A 20,584-nucleotide genomic window follows, 5' to 3' on the forward strand; every position below is an offset into this window, starting at 1 on the left:
GCATCAGAGCGCACAGCCTAAACCCTGACCTTATGGGAAGGTCAAGTCTTACCCGTGCGAATCTGACGAAAAAAGGCGGTGCAGCAGCCCACAGCGGCAAATTAATCGAAAACCTGAGAGCAACTGTGCTAACGTCATTAACAATATCCATTGAAGAGAACGACTATGAAGCAAAGTATCAGGATCCTGCTGCTGACGGGACTCCTTGGCTTCTCCTCCACCAGTTTTGCCCTGAGCGAATCCGAAGCGGAAGATCTGGCCGATCTGACGGCGGTTTTCGTCTATCTGAAAAATGATTGTGGCTATCAGGATTTACCGGACGCGCAGATTCGCAAAGCGCTGGTCTTTTTTGCTCAGCAGAACCGCTGGGATTTAAGCAACTACAGCAACTACAACATGAAAGCGCTGGGTGAAGATAGCTATCGCGATCTCAGCGGCATCGCCATCACCAACGATAAAAAGTGCAAGTCACTGGCCCGCGATTCGCTGAGCCTGCTGGCCTACGTCAGGTAACGATTCTTCCCTCTGCAGCCGGACATTGACCGTGCAACCACGGTCAGTGTTAGCTATCATATGCCGCCCATCTTCATGGCGATGTCATCAGAGGAGAGCACCATGGCCCACAATGAAACGTGGTATGAAACCCTTCATGCCGGTTTTGGCCAGTATTTCACGGTTGATAAAGAGCTGTACCGTGAGAAGACTGCGCATCAGGATTTAATCATTTTCGAAAATGCCGCGATGGGCCGCGTAATGGCGCTGGACGGCGTCGTTCAGACCACCGAACGCGACGAATTTATCTACCATGAAATGATGACCCACGTTCCGCTGCTGGCGCACGGCGCGGCGAAGAGCGTTCTGATTATCGGTGGCGGTGACGGCGCAATGCTGCGTGAAGTGTCACGTCATCCCGGGATCGAAAAGATTACCATGGTGGAGATCGATGCGGGCGTGGTGACCTTTTGTCGCCAGTATCTGCCGAACCACAGCGCGGGTGCCTATGACGATCCGCGCTTTACGCTGGTGATTGATGACGGGGTGAACTTCGTTAATCAGACGCAGGAAAAGTTTGATGTCATTATCTCCGACTGCACCGATCCGATTGGTCCGGGCGAGAGTCTGTTTACCTCGGAATTTTATGCCGGGTGCAAAGCGGCCCTTAATGAAAATGGCATCTTTGTGGCGCAGAATGGCGTCTGCTTCCTGCAGCAGGATGAGGCCGTTAACAGCCATCGTAAGCTGGGACATTACTTTGCGGACGTCAGTTTCTATCAGGCGGCGATTCCGACCTACTACGGCGGCATTATGACCTTTGCCTGGGCGAGTGATAATCCGGCGCTGCGCCAGCTCGACACCGCGACCTTAAAGGCGCGTTTCGAGGCCGCTGGCCTGACCTGCCGTTATTACACGCCAGCAATCCATACCGGCAGCTTTGCCCTGCCGCAATATCTGTTAAATGCGTTATCCGCCGCGTGCTGATAGTGCATTTCTAAGGGGGTGAACGAAATTGCAAAAGCTAAAACTACATGGCTTCAACAACCTGACGAAAAGCCTGAGTTTTTGTATTTACGATATTTGCTATGCGAATACTGAAGCTGAACGCGATGGTTACATCGCCTACATTGACGAACAATATAACGCTAACCGTCTGACGGAAATTCTGACTGAGACCTGCTCTATTATCGGGGCTAACGTGCTCAACATTGCGCGCCAGGATTATGAGCCGCAGGGGGCCAGCGTCACGATTCTGGTCAGCGAAGAGCCGATCGATCCGAAAGATATCGATAACTCAGAGCACCCCGGTCCGCTGCCCAACTCGGTGGTGGCTCATCTCGATAAAAGTCATATCTGCGTGCACACCTATCCGGAGAGCCATCCGGCAGGCGGCCTGTGCACCTTCCGTGCGGACATTGAAGTCTCCACCTGTGGCGTCATTTCGCCACTAAAAGCGCTGAACTATCTGATCCACCAGCTGGAGTCAGATATTGTCACCGTCGATTACCGGGTGCGCGGTTTTACCCGTGACGTGAAAGGGATGAAGCACTTCATCGATCACGAGATCAATTCGATTCAGAACTTCATGTCTGAAGATATGAAAGCGATGTATGACATGGTGGATGTGAATGTCTATCAGGAAAACATCTTCCATACCAAGATGTTGCTGAAAGAGTTCGACCTTAAACACTACCTGTTTAACACCCGCCCGGAAGATCTCACTCCGCAGGAGCACAAGCGCATTACCGATCTGCTCTGGAAAGAGATGCGCGAGATCTACTACGGCAGAAATATCCCCTCAGTGGGCCTGAAGACCCTCTGATTATCAGGCGCGCAGCGTTATAGCTCATAACCTGCGCGTCTGCCCTCCTTGTTCCCCCTGCTTTTTCATCACGGCAACCGCCGGAATGAGGTTTGAGCGGGTTTCGGTGGACGCCCCCGCGATTACGTGCGAAGAGAATGATACCTACGCGCGATAAGGGCACGCGTTAACGGCGAGAGTTAAAGATAAACGCGCGGTGCTGTTCTCGTCCTGCTGATCAGGTCAGAGCAACACGGCGCGTTCTGTTCAGGCGGAGGTCAGCGCCAGCGTAATCCCGCGCTCGCGCAGCGTGCGGCAGACAGCCTCATCTAACCGGCTGTCGGTCACCACATCGGTCAGGTCATCCACCGGAGAAGCGCAGAATAACGACCAGGAGCCATATTTACTGCTGTCCGCCAGCAAGACCCGACGAGCCGCATTGGCCAGAAGATCGTGTTTCAGCCCCGCTTTCTCCTCCGTCGGCGTGGTAATGCCGCGCTCAAGGCTCCAGGAGTTACAGCTGACAAAGGCGATATCGGGATTGATGCTGCGCAGCAGCCGCCGTCCATGTTCGCCCACACAGGACTGACTGGAGTCGTCGATACGTCCGCCGATAATCGTCACTTCGATCTGCTTAAACTCAGACAAAAACAGTGCAATGTGCAGATCGGCAGTGATGACCCGCAGCGGCAGATGCGTGAGCTGCCGCGCCAGCTCCAGCATAGTGGTGCCCGCATCCAGCACGACCGCATCGCCCGCCCGGACAAAGCTGGCGGCACATTCTGCAATCGCCTGCTTCTCGGCCAGGTTACGCTGCATCTTCTCCAGCGTGGTCGGCTGGGCAGGAATAAAACGATTCAGGGTAACGCCGCCATGACTGCGGCTGATCACGCCCTCTTTATCCAGCTTAATCAAATCACGGCGAATCGTGGCGGGTGAGGCGGAAATCGCACTGACCAGTTGCTCAACAGTCACCAGATTATGGCTTTTCAGGTAATCCATAATCTGGTCAAGACGGCTCTGTCCCTTCATATATCCCTATGCGAGCTGCATCGCGAGTTTAATAGAGATCGCCATGCTGTCAGACTTCGCTTTACCTGTCCAGGCGATATCAAATGCGGTGCCATGGTCAGCAGAGGTGCGGATAAACGGCAGGCCTGCGGTGATGTTAACGCCATCATAAAAGCCCAGCAGTTTAAGCGGAATATGCCCCTGATCGTGGTACATCGCGACCACCATGTCATACCGTCCATCCTGGCACTGCAGGAACACCGTGTCCGGCGGACAAGGCCCGTAGACATCAATCCCCTGCGCTTTCATCGCCTCAATAGCGGGTGCCACGGTGGTGATCTCCTCATCGCCAAACAGGCCGTTCTCACCAGCGTGCGGATTAACGCCCGCCACGGCGATACGTGGGGCGCTGTAACCGACACGACGCAGGAAAGTGTCCGCCATACCAATCACGGTTTTGATGCGCGTCTGGTTCAGCGTATCGAGGAACTTACGCAGCGCAATGTGGGTCGTGACATGAATCACTTTCAGCTTATCGGTGTAGAGGACCATGGCGTAATCTTTGGTCCCGGTAAGATGCGCCAGCAGTTCAGTGTGACCAGGATAGAGATGGCCCGCCGCATGCAGCGCCTCTTTGTTCAGCGGCGCGGTGGCAATGGCATGCACGTCGCCCGCCAGTGCCAGCTTTGTAGCACGCTTCACGCAACGCCAGGCCAGATCTCCCGCCTCTTTCTGCACCACGCCAGGTTTCAGCGCGTCGGGATCGGCCAGGGGCTCATCGATGACGTTGATGATGCCGGGCGCAAATCGCGCATCCTGAACCCGGTCCAGCACCCGCAGCTCGGCCTGTGGCGTAATGTTCATCGCCATAATGCGGCGCAGCGTACTGGCACAGCCAATCACCACCGCAGGGATGCCATTCAGCTCACCTTCAGAGAGTGACTTAATGATGATTTCCGGGCTGATGCCCGCTGGATCGCCCATGGTGATCGCAATAATTTTACTCACTCGACTTCTCCTCAATAAAACCAATGGCTGCTACCAGGGTATTTTCATCACCAAAGCCACCCGCTTTGGTCATCACCGGCAGAGTAAATTCACTGTTAAGCAGAACCCCGTGCGGCACACAGCCCGCCACCAGACCCTGAATTTTAAAGCCGCTGGCCCCCAGTGCCTGGGCAACGGCAATCGCCACGTCGCCTCCCGACAGATAGAGCGCATGCGGCAGCTGTGTCCGGCACAGGCTGTGAGTCATTTCGCCCAGCAACAGACTGATCGCTTCGCCCAGCTGCTGGCGGGTCACGCTGTGCTGCTGGCTGAGATGCTCAATGTCGTGACGCTGGGATTCATGCTGGCAGGTGCGGATCACCGTATGGCGACCGGCACGCAGTGCGCCGGCAGCCTGTTCGATCCAGCGATCCCGGTCAGGCCAGGCGGGCTGCTGAAACAGCTGACGGATATCGACATCCACGATCTCAACTGCCCGCTGGTTAAGCAGCGTGGCGATCTGCTGCTGCGCGCTGCTGCTCATCGATCCCACTACCGCCAGCACGGGCCGCGACGGGCGAACAGAGAGCGCTGCGCCCAGCGCATCGCTTAACCCGGCTGCTCCCACCAGCAGCGGCTTCTCTGTCAGCCGCGCCGCAGCGATTATCAGTCGCGCCAGATCGGCTTCATTTTCGGCATCCACCACCACCACGCCGTGCGCCGCCGCTAACACCGCATCAAGCCGATCGCTGCGCAGCGTCGGGAGATCGATCTCCGTGCCGTCGATCTGCATCTGATCGACTACGCGGGCGCTGAGGATCGGGGTTTTAGGATCGCTGGCAAATTCGGTGTCTGTCAGTAACCGCTGATTGACCCACACTTTACCTTCGCGTGTGGTGCGGCCCAGTCGTGGCACGGCCGGCGCAACCAGCGCCAGCCTTTTGCCGCTGGCTCGCAGCGCAGCCGCGGTTTCAGCACCGACGTTGCCGCGCAGCGTGGAGTCGATCTTTTTAAACAGCCAGCCCTGCTGAAGCTGTGCGGCGAAGTGCTGCACCACCTGAGCCACGCGCTCTGCGGCCTGGCTGGCGCTGACTGCCCGACTGTCGGTGCTGATAACCAGCACATCCGCAGCGTCCTCTGGCAACGGCGCCTCAGTGCCAAACAGCACATGTACGCGGGCGCCAGCCTGTGCCAGTCCGCTACCCGCATCGTTGGCACCGGTAAAGTCATCGGCGATGACCAGCACCGGGGTTTTCCATAATGATGAGCCCATCCTCACTCCTGTCAGGCGATTGCCGCTGCATTTGATTATATTCAATCATGATTGATTATATGTGAGCAAGTTCAAATTAATCGAAATCGATATGCCTTATAAAATTAGCCACAGAGAGTGACTGACTTCGCATTGCGCTGAGCAAGATTAATCATCCGCTCAGACAGGACAGAAATAAGGGTATGAAATGAACATTAACAGCACGGTGATTAGCGGTTATCAGGCGTTAAACGACATGCGCTATCTGCTGAAGGGGATATCGACAGCAGTCGTGGTCACTGACCGGAACATTGAGGCTATTCCGGCAGTGCAGGCGCTGATGGGTCAACTTCGGGATCAGATTCCGGGTATCAGCGTGGTCAACAGCGTCCCGCCTGAACCAAGCCAGCATGATGTGGCAGCGATTATCGCGACGCTCTCCCGGCCCCATGTCGATATGGTGATTGGCATCGGCGGCGGCAGCGTGCTGGATGTGGCGAAGCTACTCTCAGTGCTGTGCATCGACGCCGCGCCTTCGCTGGACGCCCTGCTGGCAGGCGAAAAACCGCAGCGTCGTACCCGTTCAATACTGATCCCTACCACCGCAGGCACGGGTTCTGAGGCGACGCCCAATGCGATCCTGGCGATCCCGGAGAAAGAGACCAAAGTCGGCATTATTTCACCGGTGATGCTGCCCGATGTGGTGGCCCTGGTGCCGGAACTGACCACCAGCATGCCGCCACATATTGCCTCTTCAACCGGTATTGACGCCCTCTGCCATCTGATTGAGTGCTTTACCGCCAATGTCGCCAACCCGGTCAGCGACAACTATGCGCTGATTGGGATGAAGAAACTGTTCGCTAATCTCGAAACCACCCTGCGCGAGCCAGAAAATTTGCAGGCACGCCTGGAGATGCTCTGGGCCTCTTATTATGGCGGTGCATCGATTGCCCATGCCGGGACACATCTGGTGCATGCCCTCTCTTACCCGCTCGGGGGCAGATATCATCTGCCACACGGCGTTGCCAACGCCATCCTGCTGGCTCCCTGCATGCGCTTTGTCCGTCCGGCGGCGGTGAGCAAATTCGCTCAGGCCTATGATCTGCTGCCCGACGCCGACGTCCGTTTAAGCGATGAAGCGAAATCACACGCGCTGGTCGACTACTTCACCGCGCTGGTGGCGCGGCTGCAGCTGCCTGCCAGCCTGGAAGCACTGGGCATCAGCCCGGATCACCTGCCCTGGTTAGTGGAAGCCGCGCTCGACGTCCAGCGTCTGATGAACAACGTGCCGATGGCGGTCACCGCCGACGATGTGCGCGCCGTCTACCTGACGCTTTTCCCTTCCTGCCAGGCGTAATGAGGATTGTCATGAATAAGAAAATAAACGGCGTACTGACCGCCATCGTCACCACTTTTGACCGGGAAGGTGCCTTTGATCCGGAGAGGCAGCGCGAACAGGTCAGACGCCAGATCAACGCCGGTAACGGCATCTTCTGTGGCGGAACCAACGGCGAATTCTTTGTGCTGAACGAGCAGGAGAAGATCGCGGTTACCACCACCTGCGTCGATGAAGTTAACGGCCGGGCGTCTGTGGTGGCGCATATCGGGGAGATTTCGACCCGTGAAACTATCCGGCTCGGCAAACAGATTGCCCGCCTTGGCGTAGATGCTGTTTCCGCGATCACCCCGTGGTTTGTTCCGCTTAAGCAGCAGGAGCTGATCGACCACTATCAGCGCGTGGCTGATGCGCTTACGGTGCCGCTGTTCCTCTACAACATCCCGGCGCGTACCGGCAATACCTTGCAGCCAGAGACCGTTCGTACGCTGGCCGCGCATCCGAACATCATCGGCATTAAAGATTCAGCAGGCAGCTATGAAAGTCTGAGCGGCTTTCTGCAGGCTACCGCCGACTGCCAGGACTTTGCTGTGCTGAACGGCCCGGACTCGCTGATCCACCAGGGTTTCGTGGATGGCTGCTCCGCCTCAATTTCCGGGCTGGCAAACGTGGCACCGGAGGCGATTAACGCCATCTGGGCGCGCTTCCATGCGGGCGATATTGCCGGTTCGCATCAGGCACAGGAGAACGTCACCGGCCTGCGCACCGCACTGTACAGCATCGGTTTCTCACCGGCCGCCGTGAAAAAAGCGGTCAGCCTGCAGGGCTTTGAGGTGGGTGAAAGCCGCTATGCGGTGCAGTTCAGCGCCGAAGAGCAGCAGCAGATCCGTCAAATCGTGAACCACTACCTGCAATAACGTCCATCACCTTTGCACCCTACCGGTCAGATGAGAACGAACCTGATGGTCGCCATCTGCCAGAACAATCGAGGTCATGATGAAAGCATTTTCAACTGAGAGCACCTTACTGATCGTCGGCATGGTGGTCGCCTATATCCTGTTCACCACCTGGCTCACCTGGCGGCTGCGCAGTAAAACCAGCGGCGACTTTATGGAAGGCTCGCGCGCCATGCCTGCTTTTATCGTCGGCATTATGCTGATGTCTGAATATATCGGGGCAAAATCCACCATCGGCACCGCGCAGGCGGCCTTTGAAGATGGCTTCGCCGCCTCATGGTCGGTGATTGGCGCGGCAATTGGCTTCCCGCTGTTTGGCCTGATACTGGTCAAACGCATCTACAACACCGGAAAGATCACTATCTCCGGTGCTATCGCCGAGAAATATGGCAGTTCGACCAAAAATATTATCTCGCTGATCATGATCTATGCGCTGTTGCTGGTGAACGTCGGTAACTACATCAGCGGCGCGGCGGCAATCTCTACCGTACTCAAGATCGACTTGACTCAGGCTGCCTTTATCACTGCGGTGGTCAGCACCTTCTACTTTGCGTTTGGCGGCATGAAAGGCGTGGCCTGGGTCACGCTGCTGCACAGCGCCATCAAGTATATGGGGATCCTGATTATCCTCTATGTGGCGCTGAAGATGACCGGCGGCGTCGCCCCGATGATGGAGAAAATGCCGGCGTTCTACTGGACATGGGATGGTCACGTCAGTGCCAGTACCATTGTGGCCTGGCTGATCGGGACCGTGGGTTCGATCTTCTGTACCCAGTTTGTGATCCAGGCGATCTCCTCCACCAAAGATGTGAAGTCAGCGAAGCGCGCCACCTGGGTCGCCTTCTTCTTCTGCCTGCCGATCGGTCTGGCGATGGCGCTGATTGGCGTGGCAGCGAAGTTTGCTCACCCGGATATCAAGAGCCTCTATGCGCTGCCGGTGTTTCTGCAGGATATGTCACCGTGGCTGGCGGGCATTGTCACCACCTCGCTGGTGGCCTCGATTTTCGTCAGCGTCGGTACCGTGGCGCTGGCCATCGCCTCGCTGGTGGTGAAAGACTTTTACGTGCCTTATCGTAACCCGACCCCAGAGCGCGAATTTAAAATGACACGCTGGATCTCGATTGGCATCGGCTTCTTCCCGCTGCTGTTTGTTCTGTTCTTCCCGGAAGTGCTGAAGCTCTCGTTCTTTACCCGTGCGATTCGTCTGTCGATTACTGTTGTGGCGATCATGGCGTTCTACCTGCCGTGGTTTAAGAGCACACGCGGCGCCAATGCCGGTCTGATTGGCGCCTGCGTTGTCACTTCCGTCTGGTTCCTGATGGGTAACCCGTTTGGTATCGACAATATGTACGTGGCGCTGATCACCCCGGCAATTATTATGGTGATTGACCGCTGTATCCCATCACGCCAGTCTCAGCCTCAATCGCAACACAATGCACAAAATAGTGGAGCCTAAAATGACTCAGGAAACCGTCACCGCAGAACGCACCGGCCTGCTTGCGCCTCACCCGCAGGATAGCGCGCAGCAGGTTGCGATGCTGCCCTCCTCCTGCCCGCAAAACCACGCGGCTAACCTGCTGCCGCTGCCCAATGGCGATCTGCTTTGCGTCTGGTTTGGCGGCACGCAGGAAGGGATTGCCGATATCTCTGTCTGGTGTTCACGGCTGCGAAAAGGCAGCGATCGCTGGAGTGAAGCCCAAAAACTCTCTGACGATCCGGGCCGTTCAGAACAGAATCCGGTGCTGTTTCTCGATCCCGACCAGGTGCTGTGGCTGCTGTGGACGGCGCAGAAATCGGGCAATCAGGACACCGCAATTGTGCGCTATCGCCAGTCTCACGATCTGGGCCAGAGCTGGGGGGAGATCAAAACGCTGCTGGATAAGCCTGGCACCTTTATTCGCCAGCCGATTGTGGTGCTGCCCAACGGTAACTGGTTGCTGCCGGTGTTTTACTGTCTGACCCAGCCCGGCGAAAAGTGGGTCGGCAGCTATGACGTGAGCGCGGTAAAAATCTCAGAAGATAAAGGCCAGAGCTGGCGTGACGTCAGCGTGCCTGACAGCACCGGCTGCGTTCATATGAACGTTACCCTGCTGGATGATGGCTCGCTGCTGGCGCTCTACCGCAGCCGCTGGGCCGACCACATCTATCAGAGCCGCTCACTTGATCAGGGTGAAAGCTGGAGCGCGCCACAGCCGTTGTCGCTGCCCAACAATAACTCCTCAATTCAGGTCACGACGCTGCGCAATGGTCATCTGGCGCTGGTGTTCAATGCCATGAGCGCCGAAGGTGCCAGCGAACGCCGGTTGTCGCTGTATGACGAAATTGAAGATGATGAAGAGGAAAGTGATGTTGCCGTCGCCGCTGAGCCGGTGATGCACAGTGGTCGCACCGCTTTCTGGGGTACGCCACGTGCGCCGATGACGCTAGCTATCTCAACGGATGGCGGTAAAAGCTGGCCGCTGCAGCGCAATCTGGACGAGGGCGATGGCTACTGCATGACCAATAACTCCCAGCAGAAATTAAACCGTGAGTTTTCCTATCCCAGCATTAAACAAGGCCTGGATGGCGAACTGCATATCGCCTACACCTGGTATCGTCAGGCGATTAAGTATGTGCGGGTCGCGGAGTCATGGGTGAAGGGAGGTGATGCGTGATTGAACGGATGGCGCTGGTGACCGGGGCCAGCTCCGGCATCGGTCAGGCGATTGCTGACCGTTTACTCGATGAGGGCTGGCAGGTTATCGGCCTGAGTCGCTCGGCGATAAGCCGGGCAGAAGCGGGCTGGCAGAGCCATCAAATCGATATCAGCGACAGCGCGGCACTGCAGACTTTACTGGACGCGCTACCGGTGCCGCAGGCGGTAATCCATGCAGCCGGTATGATGCAGGCCGCGCCGCTTGGGGAGCTGGATCTGAACGCCAGCGCACGCTTATGGCAACTGCACGTTGCCGCTGCTGAGCAGCTGGCGAATCATTTTGCACCGCGGATGCGTGTGGGCGGCAGAATTGTGCTGCTGGGCAGCCGGACATCAGGCGGTGCGGCGGGCCGCAGTCAGTATGTCGCCACCAAATCGGCGATGATCGGTATGGTGCGCAGCTGGGCGGCGGAACTCGCTCCGCGCGGCATTACCGCCAATATTGTGGCGCCAGGCGCCACCGAAACGCCGATGCTGCAACAGCCGGGCCGTGCCAGTTCACCGCCCCGTCTGCCTCCCATTGGCCGCTATATTCAGCCGCAGGAAGTGGCCGGGCTGGTCGATTTCCTGCTCTCCCCTGCGGCGGCGGCGATCACCGGCCAGCAGCTGGTAATGTGTGGCGGTGCATCGCTGAGTTAGTTAACAGGCCGGGCTGCTGAGTTCGCCCGGCCTTATAACCGTAAAGGATTGCCTTACTGTCTTACCGTACGGGTTTGCCGTACTGGTTCATAAACTGGCGATAAGCAGCGATCACCAGCTGAAAATCTTCAATGCCGCAGAACGAGAGGCTCTCTTCGTCATAGTAGTTCATCCCCTCTTCCATACCGTCATCTTCCAGAGCCAGCAGGTTGGCGCGGATCATCACCTCCTCTTCATCCAGCAGAATGGTGTACTCGCTGCCGATCCGCTGCCACTGACGTACGCTGCCTTTGACATCTTCAATGGCGGCTTCAACTTCATCCAGCAATCCCGGATCGTTTTTGACCTCTTCGTTGAACCAGTGGCCGACCGCTTCATGATCCATCGACATGCGAACCTTAATCTGTCCGGTCACATCGCGTAAAAATTCATATTCCATCGCCCGTTCCTCTCAACGTCGTCGTCTCACCTGGTAAGTGTCCGTGCTGCTCTCGCGGCAAAGTGTGACACGTCGCGCATTATTACAGGCTGTCTGCCGAAAGCCAGCTTTTGATCGTCTCTCTACCCCATGCTGAGACGAAAAAAAGGGGCGAATCATCGCCCCTTATTCATGCCTGCAAGGTGAAGAATCAGACCGCGGTCTGGAAAATCACACCATCAGCTTTGTCGGTGTACTGCGTCAGCTGGTCGAAGTTGAGATAGCGATACGTGTCGCTGGCCGTTTTATCGACCTGCGCCATGAATTGCTGATACTCATCCGGCGTTGGCAGTTTGCCAAGCAGAGACGCGACCGCAGCCAGCTCCGCTGACGCCAGGTAGACGTTAGCGCCGTTACCCAGACGGTTCGGGAAGTTACGGGTCGAAGTCGAAACCACCGTCGAACCATCTGCAACACGTGCCTGGTTACCCATGCAGAGTGAACAGCCCGGGATCTCGATACGCGCACCGCTTTTGCCGAATACGCTGTAGTAGCCCTCTTCGGTCAGCTGTGCCGCATCCATCTTGGTTGGCGGTGCCACCCACAGACGGGTTGGCAGCTGGCCTTTGTGGCTATCCAGCAGTTTACCCGCAGCACGGAAGTGACCAATGTTGGTCATGCATGAGCCGATAAACACTTCGTCGATCTTCTCACCCTGAACGTCAGAGAGCAGACGTGCATCGTCCGGATCGTTTGGCGCACAGAGGATTGGCTCTTTGATTTCAGCCAGATCGATTTCGATCACGGCGGCATATTCAGCATCGGCATCCGGCTCAAGCAACTGAGGATCGGCCAGCCATTTCTCCATACCTTCAATGCGACGCTCCAGCGTACGACGATCGCCGTAGCCTTCTGCGATCATCCACTTCAGCAGCACGATGTTAGAGCTGAGGTATTCGATAATCGGCGCTTTATCCAGCTTGATGGTACAGCCCGCAGCGGAACGTTCTGCTGACGCATCGGACAGCTCAAACGCCTGCTCGACTTTCAGATCCGGCAGACCTTCAATCTCCAGGATGCGACCAGAGAAGATGTTTTTCTTACCTTTCTTCTCAACGGTCAGCAGACCCTGTTTGATGGCATACAGCGGAATGGCGTGAACCAGATCGCGCAGGGTAATGCCCGGCTCCATCTTACCTTTGAAGCGCACCAGAACCGATTCCGGCATGTCGAGCGGCATTACGCCAGTCGCGGCGGCAAACGCCACCAGGCCTGAACCCGCCGGGAAAGAGATGCCGATAGGGAAACGGGTGTGCGAGTCACCACCGGTACCGACGGTATCCGGCAGCAGCATACGGTTCAGCCAGCTGTGGATGATGCCGTCACCCGGACGCAGTGACACACCACCGCGGTTCATGATGAAGTCTGGCAGTGTATGGTGCGTGCTCACATCCACCGGCTTAGGATACGCGGCGGTGTGACAGAACGACTGCATCACCAGATCGGTAGAGAAGCCCAGGCAAGCCAGATCTTTCAGCTCGTCACGGGTCATCGGGCCGGTGGTATCCTGCGAGCCAACCGAGGTCATCTTAGGTTCGCAATAGGCACCCGGACGAACGCCGGTTACACCACAGGCGCGGCCAACCATTTTCTGCGCCAGCGAGAAACCACGGGTGCTCTCCGCGACATCTTTTGCCTGACGGAATACGGTGCTGTGCGGCAGACCCAGCGACTCGCGCGCTTTGGTGGTCAGACCGCGACCGATGATCAGTGGAATACGGCCACCGGCGCGCACTTCGTCAATCACTACTTCGGTTTTGAGCTCGAAGCTGGCCAGCAGTTCATTGGTTTCGTGGTTGCGGACTTCGCCTTTGAATGGATAGATGTCGATCACATCGCCCATGTTCAGGTTGTTTACGTCTACTTCAATGGGCAGTGCGCCCGCATCTTCCATGGTGTTGAAGAAGATGGGTGCAATTTTGCTGCCCAGCACCACGCCGCCGCCTTTTTTATTTGGCACGTTCGGGATGTCGTCGCCCATAAACCACAGCACCGAGTTGGTGGCGGATTTACGTGAAGAACCAGTTCCGACAACATCACCGACATACGCCAGCGGGAAGCCTTTGGTCTTCAGAGCTTCAATCTGTTTGATCGGGCCGATATTGCCCGCGTCATCAGGCTCAATGCCTTCACGGGCATTTTTCAGCATCGCCAGGGCGTGCAGAGGAATGTCTGGACGTGACCAGGCATCCTGGGCCGGAGAGAGATCGTCGGTGTTGGTTTCGCCAGTGACTTTAAACACTGTAACCGTGATCTTCTCTGCCAGTTCAGGCCGTGACAGATACCATTCCGCATCTGCCCAGGATTGCATCACCTGCTTCGCGTATTCATTACCCGCTTTCGCTTTCTCTTCGACATCATAGAAGTTGTCGAACATCAGCAGCGTGTGTGAAAGGGCTTTCGCGGCAATCGGAGCCAGTTTGCTATCGTCCAGCGCCTCAATCAGCGGATGAATATTGTAACCGCCCTGCATGGTGCCAAGCAGTTCAACCGCTTTTTCAGAAGATATCAGAGGAGAGGTTGCTTCGCCTTTGGCGACAGCCGCCAGGAAACCGGCTTTGACATACGCCGCTTCATCGACGCCAGGTGGGACGCGGTTGACCAATAAATCGATCAAAAATTCTTCTTCACCCGCAGGTGGATTTTTTAGCAGTTCAACCAGCGCGGCCATTTGGGAAGCCTCTAAAGGCTTAGGTACAATTCCCTGGGCAGCACGCTCGGCAACGTGCTTACGGTATTCTTCTAGCACGACGTTATCCTCGCTCTCATTATGTAGGGCTTTCCGACCACCTTGCTCACTTATGGAGAACAATCTTCCCTTTCTCGTCCAGGTTGAGGTGCCCGGTTTCGCGGAGGGCAGAATAGCAGTATTTCGTCTGTTTGTTAATCTGTTTACAAAAATACAACATAATCCACTACGGCCATTCTGCCCGCTCAACTCCCTGCATCAGCCAGCTGAGTCGGCTGAATGGGTCTCTCTGCAGCGTACCGCATTCCACACAAATGGCTGCAGGTTTATGTCAGTTTTGCCGTGGCTTTAGCGAAGTGATTCAGGGAAATAGATAACTGGCAGGAATAGAAGCCGGCGTGTTTATGGGGTACAGCGGAGGTGAGCTCAGGAGGATAACAACACCAGGCCGGAAATCAGCCTGATGCAACTGAAACCGAATTCGTCCTGCTGATTACTACTGATAAAACCCTGGTCGGTAAATCTCTTTTTCATTCTCGCAAGTTACACGTCAGAAGCTACAAGACAGAAACTGCTATTCAGAAGAGGTCGTCATGACCTCTTCTGTGCATGTTTAATTTTTCAGATTTTCCGGAAAATTGGCGGGCAACTGGTCAGGCGGACAGTCGATCACGCTTTCGTTATTTTCACCCACATCACGGATTACGGTCAGCGTCGCGAACTCATCAATCACTTCGGTTGGATAAGCCGGACCCGCTTCGCGGAATTTTGCCATCTCTTCCAGATGATCATTCTGGAAGCAGACGGTTTTTTCCGGATTATTCATTACCCAGCGCGGGAAGAAGATGGTGCCGTGGAAAATTTTATCAGCCAGATTAACGGCCAGGCTGACATCGGTACCGGTTGGTTCAGTCCAGGAAACTTTATAGACATCCTGCGCCAGACGGACGACATAGACATGCTGATTTTTAACCCAGCGATTACCGACCATACCGCTGTGAATGCGATAGTCGATGGTGCTGGCATTTTTAATGTAGAGCTCGTAATTCCAGCCGTTGTCATAAGTGTAAACCAGATGTTTGCCGACGATGCCAGACAGGTCATGTTTATCGAAAGTGCTCATGGTTAATTCCTCATTTGTTTTCCTTGAGGAGATTATTGCTCGTTACAAAACCGATGAATAACGCTATTTTTAGCACTAAATAATTTAATTTTTAGATGAGTGAGCATGTACAAGACAACACTCGAACAGTGGTATCTGCTCGAAGCAGTAGTGAATGAGGGGAGTTTTGCGCTGGCAGCGGAGAAGAACAATCGCAGCCAGTCCTCACTGAGTTATCAGCTGAGCCTGTTACAGCAGCGGCTGGGTTTGACCCTGCTTCAGCAGGAGGGCCGCCGCGCTGTCCTGAGTGCAGAGGGACATCAGTTGCTGGCACAGGTGCGTCCGCTGCTGGAGGGATTCGGCGCGCTTGAGGCGCAGGCCAGTGCACTGCAACGCGGCGAGCGTTCGCGCATCGATCTGATGGTCGATGCGACTCTGCCCAAACCCTTGCTATTCGATGTGCTTCAGACCTTTCAGCAACGCTATCCGCATGTCCGCATCTGGTTTAGCGAAATCGTCCGAAGCGAAACGCCTGACAGACTGGCGGAAAATCAGGCTGATCTCTGGCTGGTGGCACAATATGGCGACACGCCGTTAGCAGGCGAAAGCCTGATGAGTGTCGATTTCGTCGCCGTCGCCCATCGCGACCACCCGCTGCACCGCGAATCCGCCCCGCTTAGTGCTGCTACGCTGGCACGCTGGCCCTGCATTACCATTCTGGATCGTCAGCAACAGCAGCAGTCGGAGGTCAATGGCGATCAGGCGGAGAACTGGTCCTTCACGACGCTGTCGGCAGCCATTGAAGCGGTCCAGCATCAGTTAGGTTATGGCTGGCTGCCGGAACAGAATATCGCCGCGCTGTTAGAGAGCGGTGAGCTCCGTCCCCTGCCGCTGTTACAGGGCCGCCGACGCAGTAGTTCGCTGGTGATGTATATCAATGAAGAAAGACTGCCCGGCAACAGCGCCATTACTGCCCTGGCACAGATGTTTATTGAACGAGTGGCTGCATGGGAGATGCGTGGTTAGATGAAGGTTAGCTTGCTGCCTAATCTTCTGAGAATTTGACTGTCAGAGTGCCACCGTCCAGCATCCCATATTGTGTTTACCGGGTGTACTGGAAACAGTGAAAGGGATAAGCCAGACCTTAGCCGAACCCTGAATTTTAGCATCCAGGAAGGTTATGCCCTGCTGATCTGCAGCCCTCTTCGCTACCTCCCAGGAACTCCACCTATCCTGATGTTTAAGCCAGGAGCCCCGGTAATTTTGTCATAACAGTCGAATTGCTTTGTGATGAGTTTCGGGAATGGCAGAAAAGCACGCTCGTAATTATAGTCAGTTAACCTAGGAGACTGTGTCAGCGCACTGACTGATGAGCAGCGCCTGCGTTTCATTAAATTTGTTAAGCCCTGTAGTGCAGGGCTTTACGTTGCCGAGCCGTTTTCTGACATCAAAATCAGTGACGGATCTGTGAAAGTTCATCTTCTGAGAGACCGGTCATTTTCATGACGGTGTTACGGTCAATGCCGTTCTGCAGCATAGTGCGGGCAACTTCGACTTTGCCTTCATTTCGGCCTTTCTCGATTCCACGCTGTTCACCAAGCTGAATACCTTTCTCGATGCCCTTCTGCTCCAGCTGCTGTGCGATGGTCATAAGTGCGTCTCCGTGTTGCGGCACTCGCTGTGCCAGTTCGCGCACGAAGGCTTCGGAGTCAGCCGACTCGCCTGCCTGCAGTAAATAGTGTATCAGCGCTGTTACCTGGGGTGAAGAAAGATAATCAGCCATCAGTAACGTGGCCAGCCGATCGGTGAGAGTCGCGATGTCACGCTGATGAATGTGCTTCTGTAACAGCGTCAGCGCCGCCATGCTGCGGTGCCCCATGATTTCCTCATCCGGGATCACCGTGACATCCACCAGTGGAAAGGCGCTGCCATAGAGGTTTTCCGCCAGCGAAGGGTCTTCAAATTCGTCGAGCCAGCGTGTTGAATACGGATAAGGGCTGCGTTTGCCGGTATAGAACAGTACCGGTATAACCAGCGGCAGCTGCTTATGGCCCGCTTCAAGGTGGCGGTGCATAGCCGCCACAGCGTATCGCATCAGCCTGAATGCCATATGCCTGTCCGGCGTAGACTGATGCTCAACCAGGACGTGTATGTACCCATCCCCGTTACTGGTCTTCAGGCTGTAGAGGATATCGCTGAAATACTGGCGAAGATCGTCTTCAACGAACGAACCGGATTCAAGTTTCAGGGTGCTGAGGTCGCATATAGCGTGCAGTTCGGCGGGCAGATGCAGTTCCATGAAGTCGCGGGCAATGTCCGGCTGTGAGAGAAACTGCCGGAAAGTGGCATCGTGAGGTGTGGGAGTGCTGTTCTTTTTTTTCATCGGGCCTGACTCTGATATTCACATTCGTAGGGGATTACAGGCCAGATGTCTGGCCACCTCCATCATCAATGCGGTTTATCCCCGCTAGCGCGGGGAACACTCTTAATGTATGTGGCTGTAAAATATGATGATTTTACCCTCATAAAAAAATCACCACTAAATTCACGTATTTAAAGATCAGTAACTCACTGATTTGTAAGAGTCAGGAAGAGAATCAGCTGCAGTCCATCCAGATTCACCGGAATATGCATTCTTACGCCGGTTTTATCAATCTGGATAAAAGCATCATCAAAGACATCAACCTGACCATACGGGAGAAAGATCATGGCAACGGCTTAAGGGGTAAAAACTCATAAACGGTGCCTTTTGATTCCTCTGCCACCAATAAATTTAGCTATCACGCGGACTTACTTTTGAGGCCTGTTAATCGGAGCAGTAATACGCTCAAGCGCTACCTGAGCCAGAAAGCCCGAGCGACTTTTGTATTCGGGGTGTGAAGCCACACAACGATCAATCCGATCAATTAACGACCTGGGTAAAGTGACATTGATTTTTTCAGAGCCGCCCAGCAAGCGAATGACATCTACATCAACCAATGCCCAGATATAACCCTGATATTCAGGATTCGTGGCCAGAGTCTCAATGGTGGACACGGCAGGGATCTCTTGACCGAGTTCTACACATAATTCGATATGCCCTGTGATAGCCTCTTTGGCGTTTTTAATGGCTTCATCAAGAGTATCCCCGGCAGAGAAACACCCTGGTAAATCGGGAACGATTACGCCGTATGCGTGTTCGTGATCACCCGCTTCAATCGCGATTGGATAAAACATATTCATACCTCTACGGGCAAGCGGGATTAAATTCTCGCTTGTTTCCTGATGCTCTTTACCGTACCGATCGGTAAGTCTTTTTTAGGATGGGGTACTGTAACCAGCCCCGGTTTTGTCGGATGTGTGAAATGGTGATGGCTACCGTTTATCCCTGTCAGAACCCAGCCATCAGCCTTCATTTCGGAAATTAACGTGCTGCTATCCATCCCTGTGTCCTGTCGCGTCCCGATGAAAGCACGATAACTCTAATAACTCTCACAGGCAACGTTTTCAGGGTTATTGGGGTTACCTTTAGTCTTAACCCAAATCGATTCTTGCCATACAGCACCAGAATCCAGGCGAAAAAAAAGCCCCCATAACGGGAGCTTTCTTCTTTAGTAGCAGAAAGTTATTTCTTCTTCGCTTTCGCGTTAGGCAGATCGGTGATGCTGCCTTCGAAGATTTCTGCCGCCAGACCGACTGACTCATGCAGGGTCGGGTGAGCGTGGATGGTCAGCGCAATATCTTCCGCATCACAACCCATCTCAATCGCCAGACCGATTTCGCCTAACAGCTCGCCGCCGTTAGTACCGACAATCGCGCCACCAATAATCCGGTGCGTCTCTTTGTCGAAAATCAGTTTGGTCATACCGTCTGCACAATCAGAAGCGATAGCACGGCCTGAGGCTGCCCACGGGAAGGTGGAGGTCTCGTAGCTGATGCCCTTCTCTTTCGCTTCTTTCTCGGTCAGACCGACCCAGGCAACTTCTGGCTCAGTATAGGCAATTGAAGGGATCACTTTCGGATCGAAGTAGTGCTTCAGACCGGAGATCACTTCTGCCGCCACGTGGCCTTCGTGCACGCCTTTATGCGCCAGCATTGGCTGACCGACGATGTCGCCGATAGCATAGATGTGTGGCACGTTGGTACGCATCTGCTTGTCGACGCGAATGAAGCCGCGATCGTCCACTTCCACGCCCGCTTTACCGGCATCCAGACCTTTACCGTTCGGCACACGGCCGATCGCCACCAGCACCGCGTCGTAACGCTGCGCTTCGCCTGGTGCTTTTTTACCTTCCATTGAAACGTAAATGCCATCGTCTTTTGCTTCAACGGCGGTCACTTTGGTTTCCAGCATCAGGTTAAATTTCTTACTGATTTTCTTGGTAAAGACTTTCACCACGTCTTTATCCGCAGCCGGGATAACCTGGTCGAACATCTCAACCACATCAATCTCTGAACCCAGCGCATGATAAACCGTCGCCATTTCCAGACCGATGATGCCGCCGCCCATGACCAGCAAGCGCTTCGGCACTTCTTTCAGTTCCAGCGCATCGGTAGAGTCCCAGACGCGTGGATCTTCATGTGGAATGAATGGCAGTTCGATTGGACGTGAACCCGCAGCGATAATGGCATTATCGAAGTTGATGGTGGTCGCGCCGCCTTCTCCTTCAACCACCAGGGTGTTAGCACCGGTGAATTTGCCGAGGCCGTTAACCACGGTGACTTTACGACCTTTTGCCATTCCTGACAGGCCGCCAGTCAACTGGTTGATAACCTTCTCTTTCCAGCTGCGAATCTTGTTGATATCAGTAGATGGCTGGCCAAACACAATGCCGTGCTCTTCAAGGGCTTTCGCCTCTTCAATCACTTTAGCAACGTGCAGCAGCGCTTTAGATGGGATACAACCGACGTTCAGACAAACACCACCCAGGGTGCTGTAACGCTCTACCAGTACGGTTTCCAGACCTAAATCCGCACAACGGAAGGCTGCAGAGTAACCTGCAGGACCTGCCCCAAGTACTACGACCTGGGTTTTAATCTCTGTACTCATCATGACCTCTTAATTGATATCCGGCGGGTCAGACTTTCTTATAATGCCCTTGTTCCACCGGGACTTTCACCGCAAGAGTTTACAGAATTGTTAACAAACTGCCAACCGCGGCGC

At 55.0% G+C, this 20,584-nt stretch carries 19 protein-coding genes and 1 pseudogene; 9 read left to right on the forward strand and 11 right to left on the reverse strand.

The annotated features are described in order from the left end of the window. Nucleotides 1-165: 165 nt before the first annotated feature. From OK412_RS14420 to speD, 3 genes are all read left to right on the forward strand, one after another. On the forward strand, nt 166-513 hold the full coding sequence (locus OK412_RS14420) for a YacC family pilotin-like protein (RefSeq protein ID WP_003854673.1): 348 nt from the start codon (nt 166-168) through the stop codon (nt 511-513). Between the two features lie 102 nt (nt 514-615). Then, nucleotides 616-1,479: a polyamine aminopropyltransferase gene (speE, locus tag OK412_RS14425; RefSeq protein ID WP_010253980.1), complete on the forward strand. Its 864-nt coding sequence runs from the start codon at nt 616-618 to the stop codon at nt 1,477-1,479. Nucleotides 1,480-1,507: 28 nt separating this feature from the next. After that, the gene (gene speD / locus OK412_RS14430; RefSeq protein WP_010253978.1) at nt 1,508-2,317 is read left to right on the forward strand and encodes an adenosylmethionine decarboxylase; all 810 of its coding nucleotides are present in this window, start codon (nt 1,508-1,510) and stop codon (nt 2,315-2,317) included. A 246-nt stretch (nt 2,318-2,563) separates the two neighbouring features. Here speD and OK412_RS14435 read toward each other — a convergent pair whose 3' ends face one another. From OK412_RS14435 to dtnK, 3 genes are read right to left on the reverse strand one after another with little or no spacing between them, the layout of a single operon-like run. Then, entirely contained in the window at nt 2,564-3,328 is a 765-nt protein-coding gene (locus OK412_RS14435; protein ID WP_033756597.1) for a DeoR/GlpR family DNA-binding transcription regulator, read from the reverse strand. A 6-nt stretch (nt 3,329-3,334) separates the two neighbouring features. After that, entirely contained in the window at nt 3,335-4,315 is a 981-nt protein-coding gene (locus OK412_RS14440; RefSeq protein ID WP_122889283.1) for a D-threonate 4-phosphate dehydrogenase, read from the reverse strand. After that, nucleotides 4,308-5,567 carry a D-threonate kinase gene (dtnK, locus tag OK412_RS14445; RefSeq protein WP_264353276.1) on the reverse strand — a complete coding sequence of 420 codons (1,260 nt, stop codon included), beginning with the start codon at nt 5,565-5,567 and terminating at the stop codon, nt 4,308-4,310. Before dtnK ends, OK412_RS14440 begins: the two co-directional genes overlap by 8 nt. Nucleotides 5,568-5,754: 187 nt before the next feature. Here dtnK and OK412_RS14450 point away from each other — a divergent pair, with 187 nt between their 5' ends. The 5 genes from OK412_RS14450 to OK412_RS14470 all read left to right on the forward strand — a co-directional run bounded on the left by OK412_RS14450 (nt 5,755) and on the right by OK412_RS14470 (nt 11,172). After that, a complete protein-coding gene (locus OK412_RS14450) occupies nt 5,755-6,903 on the forward strand; it encodes an iron-containing alcohol dehydrogenase (RefSeq protein ID WP_264353277.1) in 1,149 nt (382 codons plus the stop codon). Nucleotides 6,904-6,914: 11 nt separating this feature from the next. Beyond that, nucleotides 6,915-7,799, forward strand: coding sequence for a dihydrodipicolinate synthase family protein (locus tag OK412_RS14455; protein WP_033770977.1), 885 nt, complete (start codon nt 6,915-6,917; stop codon nt 7,797-7,799). Nucleotides 7,800-7,878: 79 nt separating this feature from the next. Further along, nucleotides 7,879-9,294: a sodium:solute symporter family protein gene (locus OK412_RS14460; protein ID WP_264353353.1), complete on the forward strand. Its 1,416-nt coding sequence runs from the start codon at nt 7,879-7,881 to the stop codon at nt 9,292-9,294. A gap of 1 nt (nt 9,295) precedes the next feature. Further along, complete coding sequence (locus OK412_RS14465; RefSeq protein WP_264353278.1) at nt 9,296-10,492, forward strand: sialidase family protein; 1,197 nt, start codon at nt 9,296-9,298, stop codon at nt 10,490-10,492. An 8-nt stretch (nt 10,493-10,500) separates the two neighbouring features. Next, entirely contained in the window at nt 10,501-11,172 is a 672-nt protein-coding gene (locus OK412_RS14470; RefSeq protein ID WP_264353354.1) for an SDR family NAD(P)-dependent oxidoreductase, read from the forward strand. A gap of 61 nt (nt 11,173-11,233) precedes the next feature. Here the strand turns inward: OK412_RS14470 and yacL are convergent, their stop codons facing one another. The 3 genes from yacL to OK412_RS14485 all read right to left on the reverse strand — a co-directional run bounded on the left by yacL (nt 11,234) and on the right by OK412_RS14485 (nt 15,462). Continuing rightward, nucleotides 11,234-11,611 carry a protein YacL gene (yacL, locus tag OK412_RS14475; RefSeq protein ID WP_010253973.1) on the reverse strand — a complete coding sequence of 126 codons (378 nt, stop codon included), beginning with the start codon at nt 11,609-11,611 and terminating at the stop codon, nt 11,234-11,236. 190 nt (nt 11,612-11,801) lie between these two features. Continuing rightward, nucleotides 11,802-14,399, reverse strand: coding sequence for a bifunctional aconitate hydratase 2/2-methylisocitrate dehydratase (gene acnB / locus OK412_RS14480; RefSeq protein ID WP_031593569.1), 2,598 nt, complete (start codon nt 14,397-14,399; stop codon nt 11,802-11,804). A gap of 553 nt (nt 14,400-14,952) precedes the next feature. Beyond that, complete coding sequence (locus OK412_RS14485) at nt 14,953-15,462, reverse strand: phenolic acid decarboxylase (protein ID WP_010253965.1); 510 nt, start codon at nt 15,460-15,462, stop codon at nt 14,953-14,955. A gap of 105 nt (nt 15,463-15,567) precedes the next feature. Here OK412_RS14485 and OK412_RS14490 point away from each other — a divergent pair, with 105 nt between their 5' ends. Next, nucleotides 15,568-16,467, forward strand: coding sequence for a LysR family transcriptional regulator (locus OK412_RS14490; protein WP_062759495.1), 900 nt, complete (start codon nt 15,568-15,570; stop codon nt 16,465-16,467). A gap of 427 nt (nt 16,468-16,894) precedes the next feature. Here the strand turns inward: OK412_RS14490 and OK412_RS14495 are convergent, their stop codons facing one another. From OK412_RS14495 to lpdA, 5 genes and pseudogenes are all read right to left on the reverse strand, one after another. Further along, the gene (locus OK412_RS14495; protein ID WP_264353279.1) at nt 16,895-17,824 is read right to left on the reverse strand and encodes an Rpn family recombination-promoting nuclease/putative transposase; all 930 of its coding nucleotides are present in this window, start codon (nt 17,822-17,824) and stop codon (nt 16,895-16,897) included. 236 nt (nt 17,825-18,060) lie between these two features. Then, nucleotides 18,061-18,150 (reverse strand): annotated as a pseudogene (locus OK412_RS14500) (CRISPR-associated protein Cas1); the annotation flags it as partial. An 81-nt stretch (nt 18,151-18,231) separates the two neighbouring features. Then, nucleotides 18,232-18,657, reverse strand: coding sequence for a type II toxin-antitoxin system HicB family antitoxin (locus OK412_RS14505; protein ID WP_264353280.1), 426 nt, complete (start codon nt 18,655-18,657; stop codon nt 18,232-18,234). A gap of 26 nt (nt 18,658-18,683) precedes the next feature. Next, the gene (locus OK412_RS14510; RefSeq protein WP_010253953.1) at nt 18,684-18,863 is read right to left on the reverse strand and encodes a type II toxin-antitoxin system HicA family toxin; all 180 of its coding nucleotides are present in this window, start codon (nt 18,861-18,863) and stop codon (nt 18,684-18,686) included. A gap of 182 nt (nt 18,864-19,045) precedes the next feature. Beyond that, on the reverse strand, nt 19,046-20,470 hold the full coding sequence (lpdA, locus tag OK412_RS14515; protein WP_010253950.1) for a dihydrolipoyl dehydrogenase: 1,425 nt from the start codon (nt 20,468-20,470) through the stop codon (nt 19,046-19,048). Nucleotides 20,471-20,584: the final 114 nt, after the last annotated feature.

This window comes from Pantoea sp. JV6, assembly GCF_025910055.1.
In the GTDB taxonomy this organism is placed as follows: domain Bacteria; phylum Pseudomonadota; class Gammaproteobacteria; order Enterobacterales; family Enterobacteriaceae; genus Pantoea; species Pantoea agglomerans.